We start from the raw sequence: 19,324 nt of genomic DNA, 5'->3' as shown, positions 1-19,324 counted from the left end.
CGACGCGCCTGGCAGGTGCAACCCGATTCTTGCGGAGCGGACACCGGCAGGCCGGGAGCGTGTGCGGCGCTCAGGCCCCCCACAGCGCCTCGCCACCCGCATCGCGATAGCTGAGATAGGCGCGCAGGTCGAACTCGTGCTGGTGGTAGTCGGGCTCCATGTGCTGGCAGAGCTGGTAGAAGGCCTTGTCGTGCTCGCGCACGCGCAGGTGGGCCAGCTCATGGACCACGATCATGCGCAGGAAGGCCTCCGGCGTGGCGCGGAACAGCGTGGCGACGCGGATCTCGCGCTTGGCCTGCAGGCGTGCACCCTGCACGCGCGAGATGGCGGTGTGGGTGCCGAGCGCGCCGTGGATGACGTGCAGGCTGTTGTCGAAGCGCACCTTGCCGAGCGGTGGCGCGCTGCGCAGGTGCTCGGCCTTGAGCGCCTGCACGTAGTCGTAGAGCGCATTGTCCGAGCGCACGGTGTGGGCGTCGGGGTAGCGCTTGCGCATGGCGTCGGCGAAGCGCCCCTGCTCGATCAGGGTCGTCACCTGATGCACGAGTGCGGGCGGGTAGCCGGCGAGGTAGGCGGGTGCGCGGCGGTTGCTCATCGTGCCTGCAGGGTGTCGAAGCCGATGTAGTCGGCGACGAAGCGCGCCTTGCCCTCGCGCAGGAATTGCTCGAAATCCCAGTCGTCTGGCGCCAGCCGGTGCGCGAAGCAAGGGCGAAAGACGTAGGTCCACGCCCGCAGGCGAGATCCGTCGGCCATCTCGACCTCGACGATGCGGCGCTCGTACTCATCGCCCTCGAAGCCGTCCAGGCGCGGCCACGCTGAGTCCGGGAGCTCGAGGTAGAGCACGCCCTGTACGCGGTGATCGGCGTTCGGCTCCACACCGGGGCACGTCGCGCCGACTACCGCACGGCGACGGTAACCGTGCAGTGTGGCGGGACGCCGAGTGCTGCGGGTGCCGCAGACGGCGGTCATGATGTCGTCGCACATCAGCGAGCCGTAGGCAAAGCAGGCGCTGGGGGCCTGGTGATCGGTGTCGGTGCGGTTCATGGTTGGATGAGCACTGAAATGAGGCGGGTCGGGTGGGGGCGCTGCCGCGCAGGCGGGCGCGCTGTCATCGAAGCAAATCCGGTGCCTGGATGCGCAGGTGCGCGGATCGAGACGCGCATTTCGCATGCGGCGATCTTCCCGGCCAGCCTAGAACGGTACCGGACTTTCGAACTGCAGTGGTACCCGGGTGCGCGGATGGATGAAGGCGATGCGGGTGGCGTGCAGGTGCATGCGCACGAAGCGTGCGACGCTGGCGGGCGGCGCGTAGAGCGGATCGCCCAGGATGGGGTGGCCGAGGGCGAGCAGATGGACGCGCAACTGGTGGGCGCGGCCGGTCACTGGCTTGAGCGCCACGCGCGTGCATGCCTCGGCGCCCTCCCCCATGCGTGCCAGCACCCGGTAGCGGGTAAGCGCGCGCCGGCCGTGCAGGTGGTCGACGATCTGGCGCGGACGGTTGGCGGCGTCCTCGCCGAGCGGTAGGTCGATCTCGCCCTCATCCAGTGCGAGGTGCCCGTGCACCACCGCCACGTACTGCTTGCCCACGGTACGTTGCTCGAAGGCGAGGCTCATCCGGCGCAGCATTTCCAGCCCGCGTGCAAACAGCACCAGCCCCGAGGTGGGGGCGTCCAGGCGATGCACGATCAGCGCGTCCGCGTGAAGTGCCTGGATGCGGGCGGCCAGGCAGTCCTGGCGGTCCGCGCCACGGGCGGGGACGGAGAGCAGGCCGGCAGGTTTGTCGACGACGAGGAGGTCATCGTCGAGGTGGAGGACGGTGGGCATGGCGACCGGGCTCATCGCAGGACGGGGGATTGCATGGTGAAGCAGGCGGCCCGGCGCGGAAAGCTCGCGGCCGGCGCTCGTCCCACGGGCGAGGCGTGCCGCGGCCTGCTGTAGGAGCGGTGCAAGCCGCGAGCCTTCCGAAGGCGTTCGCGCACTTCTCCTTCAAACTCATGATCACTCTCGTGCGATGGTCCCGGGGAGCGCTCCAGGACGGCTGCGCGATGATCCGAAACCGGTGGCGTGATCAACTACATGCGATAGTGCGCTTTGTCGCACGGCCAGATTCTCTGGCCACAGGAAGTAGGGGCCGAACTTCTGGCTGATGTGGAACTCGCCACCCGCTGCCTTGCCTTCTGCGGTTATGTAGGTCTTGCCGTCACGTAGCTCCAGCAGGCCGCGGGCGACCAGGCGCTCGGTCAGCTCAGTTGTCTTCAGATTCAGCGCCTTGGCGAGCTTGGAGGTGGTCAGCTTGCTGGTGCTTGCGGAGGTGTCGCCCGTGGTCTCTGCTGCAGCCGGAAGCCGAGGCGGGTGGGCATTTCGAGTGTCTTGAAGACGTCCTGAAGTACTGCGATGTGGCGCTCGTTCTGCTCGAGCGGTGATGGGATGCCGCGCGGCTTGCCCGCAAACCAGATCGAGAATTCGCCTTGCTCGTTGATCGACACGCCTTCGCTGAAGTGCTTGGTCTCGAGCACATAGACTTCGAGCAGGCGGTTGAGAATGAGATGGTCAATCTGGGCGACGCGGCCGTTGTGCTCGATGCGCAGGTCGTGGATGACGATGCGGTTCTTGCTCGCGCCGCTGTAGAAATCGATGTCGTAGGCGGATTCGCGCTCGCCCTTGATGCCGGCGCGGAGAATCTTCAACTCGCGTTCTATCTGTTGCCGGGTCGCTTCTGGAACGCCTGGGGCAGCGAGGTAGGTTTCCAGCGCGGTGAGCTGAGAGTCCTTGGGGTCGGCTTCTTTCAGGATCATGATCGAGTCGAACGTCGCCGTCCTCTAATGCGAGAATGACGAGGGGGTCCAGTTGGGCTAAATGGGAATGCTAAGCGCTTGAGCCGAAAGCCGCCGTGACGGGGGTCGCATTCATGGGGCGAATCAGACGCAGGTTGCTCCGGCGCTCGAGATGGCGATGGACTACTTGCCCGCACTGACGACGAAGTGCACCCCCGCCTGCGGTGTCGGCCCCACCTCGATCACCCTGATCGGCGCAAGGCTCTGCGCATCGAGGACATGAACGGCATTGCTCGCCGGCGCCACGACCACTACGCGACGGCCGTCGGGCGATACCGCCAGGCCGTCGGTGGGCTGATCGCCAATGTGGCGCATTGCGAGCCGCTTGCCGCTGCGAGTGTCGAGCGCGACAACCATGGTGGGCTTGGTTGCGCTTCCCCGGCCCAGCGCGTCGTTCCGGGGCGCGTAAAGAATGTGCGCGTCCGGGGAAAGGGCGACCGGCCAGTGGGCCGAGGAGGTTGCGCCGGCGAAGCCGCCGTGGGTCGGGTTGTAATCGGCCCGGCCGACACGGCGAACGGTGAAGGCGGACAGGTCGGCCACGTCGAAGTGGAAGGCGAGCATGGCGAGCAGGCTGTCGTCCCGGGCGAGGTCGAAGTTACCGTATATCAGCCCGGGCAGTTCGCCGATGACCTCGAGTTTCTCTGCATCCAGGATCATCATGCCGTTGCGGTTCGCATCCGGAACGAACAGTCGCCGGTCGTCGGCAGACAGTCTGCCGACCGCATCGAAGATGTGCAGGCTCGGTCCGAACAGGGCCTGGAACTCCGGTGAGATCCCGAGTTGGAAGCCGAACATGTCCGCCTTGCCGCTGTCGACGTCGAAGCGCAGGATGGTGCCCTCCCTGCCGATCACGAACAGCGTGTCACCCCGGCCCGACAGGATCACCGAGCCGATGGTGTAGCGCGACAGTACCGAGACAATCTGCCCTTCGGTCGGGTCGGACAGGCCGGCGGTGCTCAGCTTGGCCTCGTAGGCCGTGCGCAGCAGATCGCGAAAGAGCCACTGGCCGATTACTTCCTGCGTGCGGGTGTCGATCAGCTCGACTGCCGTGCGTTCACGCGTCACCACGGCCACCCGCGTTCCGTCCCGGCTTGCTGTGGTCCCCAGCGGCAGAGGCCCGACTGGGATGCGCGCTACGGTTTCGCCGCTGTCGATGTCGAGCGCGAGCACCGCTGCTGCATTGCGCAGCGCCACGTAGGCGAGGGGCCGCGTCGGTTCGCTTGCAGGGCCTGCTTCAGCGGTTTGCGCCGTGTCCGCTTGGGCGCTGCCGATGCACAGCAGGGCCATCACGACCAGCGCCAGCGTTCGGGCTGCCGTTTCCCATGGCCTAGGCTGGATGCGGCTGCATGTGCGTCGCGAGAACGATTGAAGCTGGGTTCCAATAGACGGCGTCATCGCTATTCCCTCCCGGTTGCCCGCGGCAGGCGGCAGTGCGACATGCGCCATGCCGCCTCGCCAACGTCATGGTATGGAATCAGGATAGTTCATCTTGCCGCAAACGGGCGTCTGGCGCCGACGAGCTCGCGCTCCCTCAGCCGTGCTAGCCCGGCGAGCGCTTTCTCGGTGGCCGGATTGCGGATCAGCCCACGTGCACTGCCCGACGGGTATGTAGGTTCTCAAATCACCACTACAGGAGTCTTTGCGTTGAGGGCGTTCAGTCGGTCGTATGGGTTTTCACCAAGCCCGTGAGGAGTGCCATCAGAGCTGCCGGGCCCCCTTGAGGCCGTCGCCTCGGTGTCCAGTCCGGTATCCACGAAGATCCGCGGGGCAAAGTGGATCCATGCGCCTGACTGCGGCCGCCTCGTGATCAGGCCGAAACAACGCAAGTGCGTGCGGCAACTCGTCCAGCCATGGTCCGACTTGGGCCATGGTTGCGATCGGTATAATGCCGAGTCGATCCTCCGCACCCAGCCACGCTCTCCCGACCATCCATGCTCAAGCTCGAACAGATCACCCCGAACACCGCGCTGGTTGGTATCGAGCTGGGTCAGATCGTCCGCGTCGTCGCCACCGAGCCGGTCGGCCCCGACGCGCTCACTGTGGTCTACAAGACGGCCGATGGACGCTTCGGCGAACGCATGGTGTTCCGCAGCGACGAGGCTAATTTGTCCGTCGCCGAAGAAGGCCGCCCATGGGCCTTCGACGCGCCCGGCGAAGCGTTCAAGCTCGCGGCAGAAGCGTGGCGGATCAATCTGGCGCATCTGTTCGACCCGATGATGGCGGTACATACCTCCAACGTCGAACCGCTGCCGCACCAGATCACCGCGGTCTACGAATCCATGCTGCCGCGTCAGCCACTGCGCTACGTCCTGGCGGACGACCCCGGCGCGGGCAAGACGATCATGGCCGGCCTGTTTATCCGCGAGCTCCTGATGCGCGCCGATGCCCGGCGCGTGCTCATCGTCGCCCCTGGCAGCTTGGTCGAGCAGTGGCAGGACGAAATGCGTGAGAAGTTCGGGCTGGAGTTCCGCATCTTCGGTCGCGACCTCGTCGAGAACAGCGTCAGCGGCAATCCGTTCGAGGACACCGATCTGCTCGTGGCCCGCGTCGATCAGCTCTCGCGCAACGACGACCTGCTGCAGAAGCTGCAGCTCACGCGCTGGGATCTGGTGGTGGTCGATGAGGCGCACAAGCTCTCGGCCAACTACTTCGGCAACAAGATCAACAAGACCAAGCGCTTTCAGCTCGGCGAACTGCTCGGCAGCATCACCCGCCATTTCCTGCTGATGACCGCCACGCCTCACAACGGCAAGGAAGAGGACTTCCAGCTCTTTTTGTCGCTGCTCGATTCCGATCGCTTCTACGGCAAGTTCCGCGACGGGGCGCACAAGGTGGATGTGTCCGACCTCATGCGCCGCATGGTCAAGGAAGAGATGCTGCGCTTCGACGGCACGAAGCTTTTTCCCGAGCGCCACGCCTACACGGTCAATTACCGCCTCTCGGATCTAGAAGCGGCGCTTTACGGCGCAGTCACCGACTACGTGAAGACGGAGATGAACCGCGCCGACCAGCTCGAAGACGGCGCGCGCCGCGGCACGGTCGGATTCGCGCTCACCGCGCTGCAGCGCCGGCTTGCCTCAAGCCCCGAGGCCATCTACCAGTCGCTGCGCCGCCGCCGGACCAAGCTGCAGCGCCGGGTCGAAGAAGAGAAGCTGCGCCAGCGCGGCGAAGTGCTCGCCAACAGCGTGTTCACCAACGGCGCCGGCGAAGACATCTGGGATGCTCCCGACAACCTCGTCCCGGAAGACTACGAAGAGTTCGAAGAATCCGTCGTCGATCAGGCCACCGCCGCCCGCACCATCGTCGAACTGCAGGCCGAGATCGTCATCCTCGAAGGGCTGGAAGAACAGGCCCGCCAAGTGGTGCATTCCGGCCAGGACCGCAAGTGGGACGAACTCTCACGCCTGCTCCAGGACACGCCCGAGATGCGCGATGCCGATGGCCGTCAGCGCAAGCTCATCGTCTTCACCGAGCATCGCGACACACTGAACTACCTCGCCGTGAAGATCCGCGGCGTGCTGGGTAGCGAAGATGCAGTGGAGGTCATCCACGGTGGCGTCAAGCGCGAGGACAGGCGCAAGGTGCAGGAGCTCTTCCGCAACGACCCGGTCGTGCGCGTGCTCATCGCCACCGACGCGGCCGGCGAAGGCGTGAACCTGCAAAACGCTAACCTCATGGTCAATTACGACCTGCCCTGGAACCCCAACCGCATCGAGCAGCGCTTCGGCCGCATCCACCGTATCGGTCAGACCGAGATCTGCCACCTGTGGAACATGGTCGCCAATGAGACCCGCGAAGGCGACGTCTTCCAGCGCCTGTTCGACAAGCTCGAAGTCGAGCGCAAGGCCCTGGGCGGGAGGGTGTTCGACATTCTGGGCGAAGTGTTCGAGGAAAAGAGCCTGCGCGAGCTCCTCATCGAGGCCATCAAGTACGGCGAAGACCCCGCCCGCAAGGCCGAGCTCTTCCGCAAGATCGAGGGCGCGCTCGACACCGACCACCTGCAGAGCATCATCCGTCGCAACGCGCTGTGCGAAGAAGTCATGGACCCGCAGCGCCTCTATGCGGTGAAGGAAGAGATGGAGAAGGCCGAAGCCCGCAAGCTGCAGCCGTACTTTATCCGTGCCTTTTTCAACCAAGCATTCGAATCGCTCGGGGGCGAACTGCGTCCGCGCGAAGCCGGCCGCTCCGAGATCACCCATGTGCCGGCGGTCATCCGTGAGCGTGATCGACAGATCGCGGGTCGGGACCGGCGCTACAACGAGCCTGTGCTGCGTCGCTATGAGCGGGTGTGCTTCGAGAAGGAGCACGTCCGCGTACCCGGCCGAGCCGAGGCCAAGATGGCAAGCCTCATCCATCCCGGCCATCCGCTGATGCAGGCCGTCACCGACATCGTGCTGGAGCAGCATCGCAACAAGCTCAAGCAGGGCGCGGTGCTGATCGATCCGGCCGACATGGGACTTACGCCGCGGCTGATTTTCAGCATCGACCATTCGGTGAGGGAAGGGGCAGACCAGACTCGTGTCGTTTCACGCCGTTTGCAGTTCGTCGAGATCGACCCGCAGGGCCACGCGATCAACGCCGGCTGGGCGCCACACCTGGACCTGGAGCCCATTGAGCCTACCGACATGGCCCTGATACAGGATGTGCTTGCAGCGCCTTGGATCGCGCGAGATCTCGAGCAACTCGCCCTCGCCCATGCTTCCCAACAACTCGTGCCCATGCACTTCGACGAGGTGCGCCAGCGCCGCGAGCAATCGGTCGACAAAACGCTCGGGGCTGTCCGCGAGCGCTTGGTGAAGGAAATCAACTTCTGGTCCGACCGCTACATCAAGCTGCAGGACGACATGGCCGCCGGTAAGGATGTACGGCTGACGCTGGAGAACGTGCGCCGCACGATCGACGATCTCACCGCCCGGCTTGAGTCGCGCCAGCGCGAACTGCAGGCCATGCGCCACGTCGTCTCTGCCACGCCTGTTGTGCTGGGTGGCGCGTTGGTGATCCCCGCCGGCCTGCTGATGCAGCGCAAGGGCGTGTCGCAGGAGGTAGGTGGCTGGTCGGCCGACGCCGAAGCTCGCGCTCGCATCGAGCGCATCGCCATGCAGGCGGTAATGGACGCCGAGCGTGCACTAGGCCACGACGTGATCGACGTCTCCGCGCAAAAATGCGGCTGGGATGTGACCAGCATCCCGCAGTCCATCGACGGCCGCATTCCGCCTTCGCGCCACATCGAGGTCAAGGGGCGGGCGAAGGGCGCCACCACCATCACCGTCACCCGCAACGAGATCCTCTACGGACTGAATCAGGCCGACAAGTTCATCCTCGGAATCGTACTTGTCGATGGCGACCACCAAGAAGGACCGTATTACGTTCGTCAGCCCTTCCAGCAGGAGCCGGACTGGGCCGAGACCAGCAAGAATCTGGATCTCGGCCTGCTGCTGGAGCGTGCTGTTCGCCCGCAGGAGACGCTCTGACATGAGCGAAATCGTCAAAATGGCTGAGGCTTGGTGTGCGACGCGCGCGCGCCGCGTTGCGCCCCCGAGCAACTACATTGCCGGTTTCGACATGCCCAACGGGCGCCAGATTGCGCTTGAGCGAGACCGAGCGCAGATCTACGTCTGGACCGAACAAGTCTCGCTTGACGACGCGCCGGCGGCGCCCGCGCGCGCCTACGCGGCCGAGAAGTCGCGCAACTCGAACCTCAACCGGAAGAACTGCCCGCGGCTGCGTGTCGGGAGTCCGGTGCTGTACTGGGTTTTCCATACGCTCGACGGGCTCGTTCGTTTTCTCGTCTGGTACGGCGACTTCCAGCAGAAGGGGATCGTTGCAGAGCCGCAGCCAGCAAAGGCGCCGCAAGACCTCCTCGAACCGGGCAACACGCCCGCAGATTCCGTCGTCACCCTCCCGACTCACGCAATCCCTTCCAGTTCCTTTTCGATCCCCGGTGCATACATGGGTTACCAGACCACGACCGTTGCCGAAACGCTCAACCGCATCAACCGCGAACTCTTCATCCCCGCCATCCAGCGCCCCTACGTATGGACGCCCGAGCAGATCATTCGGCTCTTCGACTCGCTCATGCGCGGCTATCCGATCGGCGCCCTGATGTTCTGGGACCTCCCGCCCGGCAGCCGTGACGACTGGGAGATTTATCGCTTCGTGACCCATTTCCGCATGGGCTCCATTCACAACGAACCCTCCGGCCTCAGTGCGGACGACCGCGTTTCACTGGTTCTCGACGGGCAGCAGCGCCTGACCTCCCTTCTCATTGGCCTGCAGGGCTCCTACACGGTCAAGCGCAAACACAAGCGCAAGGCGACCGAAGACGCCTGGGACGAGAAGATCCTCTTCATCGATCTCGCGCACGCGCCAGAGATGGAGGCCGACGAGGAAAACGAGGAGATGAGCCCGATCGCCGAGCATTACCGCTTCGAGTTCGTGGATCAGACCCAGCCCCCAGTCAGCAAGGGCGACGAACTCTGGTTCGAGGTCGGGCTCATCCTGGCAGCGCCCACGCCCGAGCAGCGCGACGTGATGGTCCAGAACTGGGTCGAGGCTAACCTCAATCTCAGCGAAACCGGCAGGGCAATGGCACGCGCCAACCTGCTGCGCCTGTGGGACGCGGTCTGGCATGACCAGGCGATGGCCTACTTCACCGAGTACAGTGACTCATACGACCGCGTGCTCGACATTTTCATCCGCGCCAACGACGGCGGTACGCGACTGAGCCGCAGTGATCTGCTGATGTCGGTAATCACGCTGCGCTGGGAGCGTTTCAACGCAAGGGAAGAAACGGAAGAGCTCATCGATGCGCTCACGGAGTCCCTGAACCCCAAGCGCGCGATCACTCGTGAGTTCGTACTGCGTGCCGCCTTGTTCCTGAACGATCTCGACTTCTCGATCAAAGTGCAGAACTTCGTCCCGGCCAATATCCGCGTGCTCGAGCAGAGCTGGGAGCGAACCAAGGAGGTCTTGCGCTTCACTGCCGGGGTCCTGCGCGAGATGGGTTTCTACGGCGATCGCCTGTTCAGCACCAACGTGGTCATGCTGCTGGCCTACTACCTGCATCGCAGCAACCCGTCGGCCGAGCTTCGACTCGCCGATATTGACCGGCAGCGCATCCGCCGCTGGCTCGTGCTGCTCGACTTCAAGAGCCTCCTGAGCCTGCAGACCGGGACGACGTTCACGACCTATCGCAACGTGGTCCGGCGCAACCTTCAAGGCCGCAGCGACTTTCCGCTGGCCGAGATCGCTGAAGGGTTCGGTCGCATGGGCCGTTCGCTGGAGTTCGGCGAGAGCGACCTGCGTGCCTGGACCTCGACGCCCATCGAAGCCTCGAACGCCGAGGCCCTGCTGTCGCTAATCTACCCCGACGATCTGCCCAACTTGAGGCGTCGCGCGCTGCCGTTCGTGCAGTCGCGCTTCTTCATGCCGGATGAGCTGCATCGCGCTGGCGTACCCGACGCATTGATGCCGGCCGTCCAGGGCTTTGCCAACAAGCTGATCCTCGGTGTCGCGCTTGATACTCGCGAGCAGGAGAGCTATTTCGCGCTGCCTTTCGAGCAATGGGCGGCCAGCTTGTCGCCCGAAGCGCGCGCATTTCACTGTCTCCCTGAAGACCCCGCGCTCTACGCGCTCGACCGATTGCCGCAATGGGTCAGCGCGCGTCGTGCTTTGTTGGCGCAGAAACTTTTCGGGCTGCTCGCGGCCGTGGATGAATCCGCCGATAGCATTGCAGAGCCAGCATGAATGAAATCATTGGGAACGTTTCCATCAGCCCCAAAAGACGCGCTCATATGAATACCCTACGCGACGCAGGCAACGCAGCAGCGACTAGCCTTCCAGCCCTCTTCAGGATGAGTCGGTGACAACTATTACGAACATGGATCTCATTCGACGCCTGCTGTGGTCCACGATGTCCTACGGACTCAGATGAGCGCTGCTTCCGACTTCGTGTGGTCCCATTGCAATGAGTGTGGGCACGAAACTAAACACGACCTGCTGATCGAGATCGACAGGAGCCGGAGCTTTGGCGATGACGGATACACCGTAGAGGTCGGTTCGCGATGGACGGTGCTTAAATGTCGTGGCTGTGAAGACATATCCCTGAAGAGGTTTGACTGGTGCTCCGAAGACGATCCTTACGACGGCCCACATCGACCAACCTACTTCCCGCCGCGCGTATCCCGCCGAAAACCGGCCTGGATCGCTCATCTGGAGGTTCCTCGCGGATATGTCGAGCTCTTGGACGAGATTTATACGGCGCTTCATGCAGATAGCCGTCGTCTGGCAATGATGGGAGCCCGAGCGCTGATCGATCTCGTCGTCGTAAACGCTGTGGGTGACAAGGGAAACTTTGCAAACGGGCTTGAGGCTCTGGTTTCAGCCAATCTAATCAGTGAGCGCGATCGGGAAATTGTCGAGGCTGCTATCGATGCCGGCCACGCATCCGCGCACCGTGGACATCAAGCATCGCCTGACGAGGTGAATCTCGTTATCGACATCGTCGAGCGCCTGCTGCAAACCGAGCTGCTTGCCTCGCAAGCACGCGAACTCAAGAGCAATACACCGCAACGCCCTCGCCGTGCTCAGGACGGCCATTGATATGACCCCCATCAAAACCCCCAAGAAACTCATCGAAGTCGCCCTCCCGCTCGACGCCATCAACGTCGCCGCGGCGCGCGAGAAGTCGATCCGGCACGGCCACCCCAGCACGCTGCACCTGTGGTGGGCACGCCGGCCCCTGGCTGCAGCGCGGGCGGTGATCTTTGCGCAGATGGTCAATGACCCCGGCTACGAGCGCCATCTGGGACGCGGGGTGAACAAGGAAAAGGCTGCCATCGAGCGTGAGCGCCTGTTCAAGATCATCGAAGACCTGGTGCAGTGGGAGAACACCAACAACGAGGAGGTGCTCGCCCGCGCCCGCGAGGAGATCTGGAAGAGCTGGCGCGAGACCTGCGCGCTGAACAAGGGTCACCCGCAGGCGGCCGAGCTCTTCAACTCGGACAAGCTGCCCGCCTTCCACGATCCCTTCGCGGGCGGAGGCGCGTTGCCGCTGGAGGCGCAGCGCCTGGGGCTGGAGAGCTACGCCAGCGACCTCAACCCGGTGGCGGTGACCATCAACAAGGCGATGATCGAGATCCCGCCACGCTTTGCCGGACGTGCGCCGGTGGGGCCGCGCATCCCCGGCGACAAGCAGGGCAAGCTGGCTGAGGACTGGTCCGGCGCCAAGGGGCTGGCCGAGGACGTGCGCCGCTACGGCGCCTGGATGCGGGCGGAGGCAGAAAAGCGCATCGGCCACCTGTACCCGAAGATCGAAGTCACCGCCGAGATGGTCGCCGAGCGCCCGGACCTGAAGCCGCTGATGGGGCAATCGCTCACCGTGATCGCTTGGCTGTGGGCGCGCACAGTGAAAAGCCCCAACCCCGCCTTCAGCCATGCCGAGGTGCCGCTGGCCTCGACCTTCGTGCTGTCGAGCAAGGCGGGCAAGGAGGCGTATGTGGAGCCGGTGGTCGCAGGGGATAGCTACCGCTTTACGGTGAAGGTAGGGACGCCGCCGGAGAGCGCGAAGGACGGCACCAAGCTCGGGCGGGGTGCGAACTTCCAATGCCTGCTGTCGGATACTCCGATCGAACCGAAGCACATCAAGGCGGAAGGTGTTGCTGGACGACTCGGGCAACGGCTGATGGCAGTCGTCGCCGAAGGTGTACGCAGCCGTGTCTATCTTTCGCCGACCGAGCTGCATGAAGCCACTGCGCGTCAGGCACAGCCTGAATGGAAGCCGGAAACACCGTTACCCGACGATCCGCGCAACTTCTGGACACTGAATTACGGCCTGAGCAAATTCGGCGACCTCTTCACCCCCCGCCAACTGGTCGCGCTGACCACCTTTTCCGATCTGGTGCAGGAGGCCATCGAAAAGTGCCGGCAGGACGCGTTGACCGCAGGATTGGCCGACGACGGCACCGGGCTGGATGCCGGCGGCAGTGGTGCGACGGCGTATGCGCAGGGGGTGGGGCTGTATCTGGGGTTTGCGATTGATAAGGCTACAGACTACTGGTCATCGATATGCACTTGGCACTCCAGCCGTGAGCTGATTCGAAACACATTTGGCCGGCAGGCCATTCCGATGACTTGGGACTATGCCGAGACCAACGCATTCTCTGATTCTGCAGGCAATATCAGTAGTGGTGTCGAGTGGGCCAGGAAGGTAATTGAGCTTTCACCGACTCTGGTTCCTGGGTGGGTGTTTCAAGCTGACGCCCAGTCACAGACCGTCAGCAGAAATAAAGTTGTATCCACGGACCCGCCCTACTACGACAACATTGCTTATGCCGATTTGTCGGATTTCTTCTACGTCTGGCTACGCAAGAGCCTGAAACCGATCTTCCCCGGTCTGTACGCCACCCTGGCCGTACCCAAGGCCGAGGAGCTGGTCGCCACCCCCTACCGCCACGGCAGCAAGGAAAAGGCCGAAGCCTTCTTCCTCGACGGCATGACCCGCGCCATCCACAACCTGGCTGAGCAGGCGCATCCGGCCTTCCCGGTGACGATCTACTACGCCTTCAAACAGGCAGAAACCAAGGGCGACGCGGGCACCTCCAGCACCGGGTGGGAAACCTTCCTCGACGCGGTGATCCGCGCCGGCTTCGCCCTCACCGGCACCTGGCCGATGCGCACCGAACTGGGCAACCGCATGATCGGTTCCGGCACCAACGCGCTGGCCTCCAGCATCGTCCTCGTCTGCCGCAAGCGCGACGCCGATGCCGCCACCGTCGGCCGCCGCGAGTTCCTCCGCGAGCTCAATGCCGTGCTGCCTGAGGCGCTGATGGACATGACCCGCGGCGGCATCAACAGCCCGGTGGCGCCGGTCGATCTGTCCCAGGCCATCATCGGCCCCGGCATGGCGATCTTCAGCCAGTACGGCGCGGTGCTGGAAGCCGACGGCAAGCCGATGAGCGTGCGCACCGCGCTGCAGCTCATCAACCGCTTCCTCGCCGAGGACGACTTCGACCACGACACCCAGTTCTGCCTGCACTGGTTCGAGGGCCAGGGCTGGGCTACCGGCAAGTATGGCGAGGCCGACGTGCTCGCCCGCGCCAAGGGCACCAGCGTGACTGGCCTGACGGAGGCCGGCGTGGTCGAATCCGGCAAGGGCGACCTGCGCCTGCTGAAATGGGCAGAGATGCCGCGCGACTGGAACCCGGAAACCGACACCCGCGTGCCGGTGTGGGAGGCGTTGCACCAGTTGATCCGTGCGCTCAACCAGGACGGCGAAGCCGCCGCCGGCAGCCTGCTCGCCCGCATGCCCGCCCGCGCCGAGCCCATCCGCGCGCTCGCCTACCGCCTCTACACCTTGTGCGAGCGCAAGGGCTGGGCCGAAGACGCCCGCGCCTACAACGAGTTGATCACCGCCTGGAGCGGGGTGGAGCGCGGGGCGAGCGAGGCGGGGCATGTCGGGTCGCAGGGAAACCTGGACATCTAAATGTCGGCCCCGAGCACCCCCGACACCCTGCTGCTGAACGAGCTGCGCGGCCTGATCGAACAGGCCCGTCAGCACATCGCGCAAACGGCCAACAGTGCGGTGACGATGCTGTACTGGCATGTCGGCCTGCGCATCCGCAGCGAGGTGCTCAAGAACGAGCGCGCCGAGTATGGCGAGCAGATTGTGTCGACGCTGTCGACACAATTGGTCCGCGAGTACGGCCGCAGCTTTGGCGTGCGCAGCTTGCGCCGCATGGTGCAATTTGCCGAGGTGTTCCCGGACGAGGCGGTGGTGGCATCGCTATCGCCGCACCTGAGCTGGAGCCACTTCATCGAGATCCTGCCGCTGAAAAAGCCACTGGAGCGCGAGTTCTACGCCGAGATGTGCCGCATCGAGCGCTGGAGCGTGCATACCCTGCGGGAACGCATCGGCAGCCAGCTCTACCTGCGCACGGCGCTGACCAAGCAGCCCGAAGTGCTGGTCGATGCCGAGCTCGTCAAGCTGCGCGCGGGCGGGCAGATGACGCCCGACATGGTGTTCCGCGATCCCTACATGCTGGATTTCCTGGGCCTGCCCGACGGCTACAGCGAGCGCGACCTGGAGGCCGCGATCCTGCGCGACATGGAGCGCTTTCTGCTGGAGATGGGCGCGGGCTTCACCTTCGTCGCCCGCCAGAAGCGCATCAGCGTGGGCGGTGACGATTTCTACCTCGACCTGCTTTTCTACCACCGGCACTTGCGCCGGCTGGTGGCGGTGGAGCTGAAGCTGGAGAAGTTCCAGCCCGCCCACAAGGGCCAGATGGAACTGTACCTGCGCTGGCTGGACAAGTACGACCGCGCCGCGGGCGAGGAGTCACCCATCGGTCTGATCCTGTGCGCCCAAGCCGACAGCGAACAGGTCGAACTGCTGGATCTGGGGAGCGCCAACATCCGGGTGGCCGAGTACCTGGACAAGATTCCCGACATGAAACTGCTGCGCGAGCAGTTGCACCGCTCGGTGCAGCGGGCGCGCGAACAGGTTGCACTGGGTGCGTTGCCGCCCGTGTCCGAGCCTGATGGAGAAGAATAGTGAGTCTGAAGCCGTGGCGTGAGATCGCCGTTCCGCACGAGGACGTGCTCAAGGGTACCTTCCAGCAGGCCGAGTTCGCGGCCGACCTGTCGCGCGTGCATCTGGGAACGGCGACCGCTGAGTACCAGGACCCGTCGCTGTTCTTCCAGCGCACCTTCATCACCGAAGGCATGCGCCTGCTGCTCGACTCGGTGGTCCATCGCTTGACCGGCCGCGGTGGCGATCCGGTGATCCAGTTGCAGACCGCCTTCGGTGGCGGCAAGACGCACACGATGCTGGCGGTGTATCACCTGGCCAAGGGCGAGGTGTCGGCCTCGGACATGCCCGGCATTCCGTCGATCCTGAACGCGGCCGGCGTGGTGGAGATGCCTCGGGCGCGCATCGCTGTGCTCGACGGCATCCGTCTGTCGCCCAACCAGCCGATGAAGCGCGACGGGCTGGCGGTGAACACGCTGTGGGGCGAGTTGGCTTGGCAACTCGGTGGCGCTGAGGGCTACGCCATGGTGCGTGAGGCGGACGAGTCCGGTACCTCGCCCGGCAAGGGCGTGCTCGCGGATCTGCTCGGACGTTACGCGCCGTGCGTGATCCTGATTGACGAGCTGGTGGCCTACATCCGCCAGTTCGAGGAGGGCAGGACGCTGTCGGGCGGGTCCTTCGACTCCAACCTGAGCTTCGTGCAGGCGCTCACCGAGGCGTTGAAGGCCGTGCCCACGGCGGTGTTGCTGGCCTCACTGCCCGAATCGGACAAGGAAGCCGGCAGCCAGCGCGGCGTGAAGGCGTTGGCGACGCTGTCGCACTATTTCGGGCGGGTCCAGGCGCTGTGGAAGCCGGTTTCGTCCGAAGAGGCCTTCGAGATCGTGCGTCGTCGGCTTTTCTCGAGCATCGGCGACAAGCTGGGCGCCGAGGCGGTGTGCCGCGCGTTTGCCGACTACTACATCGCCAACGCCGCCGACCTGCCGCATGAGACCCAGGAGGCGCGCTACTTCGAGCGCCTGATGCACGCCTACCCGATCCACCCCGAGGTCTTCGTGCGCCTTTACGAGGACTGGTCCTCGCTCGACAACTTCCAGCGCACCCGCGGCGTGCTGAAGCTGATGGCGAAGATCATCCACCGGCTGTGGAAGGACAACAACTCCGACCTGCTGATCATGCCCGGCAGCCTGCCGCTGTACGACGCCGACACCCGCAACGAGTCGATCTACTACCTGCCGCAGGGCTGGGACCCCGTGCTGGAGCGCGACGTCGACGGCGAGCGGGCGGAGACGACCGAGCTGGAGAGCGTGGACACCCGACTGGGCAGCGTGCAGGCGTGCCGGCGCACCGCGCGGACGATCTTCCTTGGTAGTGCGCCATCGACCGCGAACCAGATGGTGCGCGGCATCGAACTGGAGCGGGTGCTGCTGGGCTGCGTGCAGCCGGGGCAGCAGCTGGGTGTGTTCAAGGACGCGCTGCGCCGCCTCAACGACCGCCTGCATTACCTCAACTCGGGCAACAACCGCTTCTGGTTCGACACGCGGCCCAACCTGCGCCGCGAAATGGAAGACCGCAAGCGGCGCTTCCAGGACAAGGACGATGTGATCCCTGCCGTCCGCGACCGCGTGCAGCGCACCCTGGCGCCCGGGGTGTTCAGCGGGGTGCATGTGTTCACCGCCAGTGCCGACATCCCAGACGACTGGGCGCTGCGCCTGATCGTGCTGCCGCCGACGGCCGGCTACAGCCGCAGCGGCGACCAGTCGGCGATCCGCTACGCCACGGAGATACTCAAGCACCGCGGCGATCAGCCGCGCTTCAAGCAGAACCGTCTGATCTTCCTCGCCCCCGATGTCGATAGTGTGAGCCGCCTGAAGGATCAGGTGCGCTCAGTACTGGCTTGGCAGTCGATCGTCGCCGACATCAAGGAGATGAAGCTCAACCTCGACCAGTACCAAGCCCGGCAGGCAAGCCGCAGCCTGGACGACGCCAACGAGGCACTGCGCGGAATGGTGAAGGAGACCTACCGCTGGATGCTGGCCCCAGCCCAGTTCGCCGAGCGCGGCAAGGGCTTGTCCGAACTGCAATGGGAGCCCTTCCAGATCAACACCGGTGCGCAGAACCTGACGCAGGAGCTTGAACGAGTCCTGCGCGAGAACGAGCTGCTGATCACCGAGTGGGCGCCGATCCACCTGCACAACGTGCTCAAGGCTTGGTTCTGGAAGGACGGCACCGGCGAGGCTAATGCCCTCAACGTCTGGCAGCAGAGCTGCCAGCAGCTATACCTGCCGCGTCTCCGCGACGACGCCGTGTTCCACAACACGCTGGCCGCGGGTGCTGAGAGCCGGGATTTCTTCGGCTTCGCGCAGGGCAAGGAGGACGGTCGCTACCTGGGCTTCAGCTTTGCGAAGCGGACAACGCCCATTCTGGACACCGCGCTGCTCCTGATTGAACCGTCGCTCGCACAGGCCGAGGCCGAGCGCATCGCGGCCGAACGCGCGCAAGAGGCGGTTGGCGCTGCAGCGGTGACCTATCCGCTTGGCGCGCCTCCCAGTGCGCAGAAGGCTGCCGACTCGGGCGCCTCCACGCGTGTTTCCTCTACCCCAGCCGCGGCCACCACGGCGCCTCGGACACACTTCTTCGGAACGATCGACCTCGACCCCGTTATGGCGAAGCGGCAGTTCGCCGACATCATTGACGAGGTGGTGCTGAACTTCACCGCGAAGCCGGGCGTGAAGGTGAGGATCTCGATCGAGATTGAGGCTGAGAGTGATGCGGGTTTCGAGGACGGACTACAGCGCACGGTGAGGGAGAACTGCAACGTGCTGAGGTTCAAGAACGCAGAGTTTGATTAAGTGCCGTTCGGCGCTCCCTCCTGATCTTGCGAATCAGTTACTGAGGGTGCCGGACGTGCCTTGGGTTTCTGAGATCTGCATCGCCACGCGCGTTGCCGAGCTTTCGATTTGTGCAGGTCTGTCGCAGTGGCGACAGCGTAAAAGGGGCGTCGTGAATGCTGACTCTGTCATCGCCCGCAACCAAGGCGCCACATCGCGTCGGTGTGATACCGGCGCTGCTCCCTCAGGCGTTCCATCTTCCATGACGTGCCGCCGATCCGCCCAGCGGTGTCGATCTGCTTGATGCTCTGCTCGTGCTGCTCGCAGGTGGACTCCTTCCCGCTCGCCTTCGCGGGGGTGCGCGTGATCAATCCGACGGATTTGCCCTCGTCGCGTGGGGACGGCGGCGAGGACTGCGTCACCACAACCGGCGGAGGCGATACAACGCTCATGGTCCCGCCCTCCACGGCAGCCTGCTTCGTTCCACCCGGGCAAGGTTCCGCCTGGTAGAGGACGCCTTTCGGGCCCTGGCAGCGGTAGAGCCCGTTTACCGGCGGCGCTGCTTCCCGGCTGACGGCTGGGGCATTTTCCCCCTTGGGCGGGGCGAGCCGCGACCTTGCTTCGGGCGTGGTCGTGCTTGGTGCTACGTTTTTCAACTGCGGGACCGTGCGCTGCGCGTCCCACCACAGCAAGGCTCCTACGGTGCAGCTCACGAGCACCGTCAGCACGAGGGCCAGCATGTTGCTCTTCATCTTCATGACATTTCTTACCGAGTCCGAAACGCTCTCGTTCCTTTCGCAGCTTCGAGCAACGACGGGTCGCCCTGTCCAGACCAACGGCCAATTCGAGTGGCCGCGAGTAGGGCTTGCCACAGACGAGCATGTGACAAAGGTAATCGCTGCCATCAAGCACCGATTGCCTGGCTGACGCATCGCAAGCAGGCCAGTGTGGTAAGGACGCTGATCCGCTAGCTTGAAAAGATTGTTGAACTGATTTTTTGCGCGATCGGGAAACCGACGATTCTCGACCGTTTGCGATGGATGTCCGATGCTTACCCTTGTTGCTCCTTGGTCGGCCTGCCACTTGGCCTCACTGAGGAGGTCCCGCTGAAAAAGCTGCTTCAGCGCTGAAAGAACTGA

At 64.4% G+C, this 19,324-nt stretch carries 12 protein-coding genes; 6 read left to right on the top strand and 6 right to left on the bottom strand.

The window, feature by feature from the left end:
* Positions 1-70: 70 nt before the first annotated feature.
* The 5 genes from B447_RS02455 to B447_RS02435 all read right to left on the bottom strand — a co-directional run bounded on the left by B447_RS02455 (position 71) and on the right by B447_RS02435 (position 4,118).
* Entirely contained in the window at positions 71-592 is a 522-nt protein-coding gene (locus B447_RS02455) for a M48 metallopeptidase family protein (protein WP_002926213.1), read from the bottom strand.
* Entirely contained in the window at positions 589-1,041 is a 453-nt protein-coding gene (locus B447_RS02450; protein WP_002936089.1) for a gamma-glutamylcyclotransferase family protein, read from the bottom strand. The genes B447_RS02455 and B447_RS02450 overlap by 4 nt, the downstream gene beginning before the upstream one ends.
* Before the next feature lie 147 nt (positions 1,042-1,188).
* Positions 1,189-1,821, bottom strand: a complete 633-nt coding sequence (locus B447_RS02445) for an RluA family pseudouridine synthase (RefSeq protein WP_002936087.1) — start codon at positions 1,819-1,821, stop codon at positions 1,189-1,191.
* 464 nt (positions 1,822-2,285) lie between these two features.
* Entirely contained in the window at positions 2,286-2,792 is a 507-nt protein-coding gene (locus tag B447_RS02440; RefSeq protein WP_002936084.1) for a nuclease-related domain-containing protein, read from the bottom strand.
* A 162-nt stretch (positions 2,793-2,954) separates the two neighbouring features.
* Complete coding sequence (locus B447_RS02435; protein ID WP_002936083.1) at positions 2,955-4,118, bottom strand: YncE family protein; 1,164 nt, start codon at positions 4,116-4,118, stop codon at positions 2,955-2,957.
* A gap of 644 nt (positions 4,119-4,762) precedes the next feature.
* On the opposite strand from B447_RS02435, the gene B447_RS02425 reads away from it, so the two are divergent.
* The 6 genes from B447_RS02425 to B447_RS02400 all read left to right on the top strand — a co-directional run bounded on the left by B447_RS02425 (position 4,763) and on the right by B447_RS02400 (position 18,206).
* The gene (locus B447_RS02425) at positions 4,763-8,302 is read left to right on the top strand and encodes a helicase-related protein (RefSeq protein WP_002936081.1); all 3,540 of its coding nucleotides are present in this window, start codon (positions 4,763-4,765) and stop codon (positions 8,300-8,302) included.
* 1 nt (position 8,303) lies between these two features.
* Positions 8,304-10,577 (top strand): DUF262 domain-containing protein, encoded by a 2,274-nt coding sequence (locus B447_RS02420; RefSeq protein ID WP_002936079.1) that lies wholly within the window; start codon positions 8,304-8,306, stop codon positions 10,575-10,577.
* A gap of 183 nt (positions 10,578-10,760) precedes the next feature.
* A complete protein-coding gene (locus tag B447_RS22005) occupies positions 10,761-11,432 on the top strand; it encodes a DUF4145 domain-containing protein (protein WP_083491408.1) in 672 nt (223 codons plus the stop codon).
* A gap of 1 nt (position 11,433) precedes the next feature.
* Positions 11,434-14,313, top strand: coding sequence for a DUF1156 domain-containing protein (locus B447_RS02410; protein WP_002936075.1), 2,880 nt, complete (start codon positions 11,434-11,436; stop codon positions 14,311-14,313).
* Positions 14,314-15,381, top strand: a complete 1,068-nt coding sequence (locus tag B447_RS02405) for a PDDEXK nuclease domain-containing protein (protein ID WP_002936074.1) — start codon at positions 14,314-14,316, stop codon at positions 15,379-15,381. It abuts the gene before it with no gap.
* Positions 15,381-18,206 carry an ATP-binding protein gene (locus tag B447_RS02400; RefSeq protein WP_002936068.1) on the top strand — a complete coding sequence of 942 codons (2,826 nt, stop codon included), beginning with the start codon at positions 15,381-15,383 and terminating at the stop codon, positions 18,204-18,206. The genes B447_RS02405 and B447_RS02400 overlap by 1 nt, the downstream gene beginning before the upstream one ends.
* 167 nt (positions 18,207-18,373) lie before the next feature.
* On the opposite strand, the gene B447_RS02395 is transcribed toward B447_RS02400, so the two are convergent.
* On the bottom strand, positions 18,374-18,943 hold the full coding sequence (locus B447_RS02395; RefSeq protein WP_037982222.1) for a hypothetical protein: 570 nt from the start codon (positions 18,941-18,943) through the stop codon (positions 18,374-18,376).
* Positions 18,944-19,324 lie beyond the last annotated feature (381 nt).

This window comes from Thauera sp. 27, from assembly GCF_000310125.2.
Taxonomy (GTDB): Bacteria; Pseudomonadota; Gammaproteobacteria; order Burkholderiales; family Rhodocyclaceae; genus Thauera; species Thauera mechernichensis.
The sequence above is the reverse complement of the archived record's forward strand: the minus strand, read 5'-3'. Positions and strand labels throughout refer to the sequence as shown.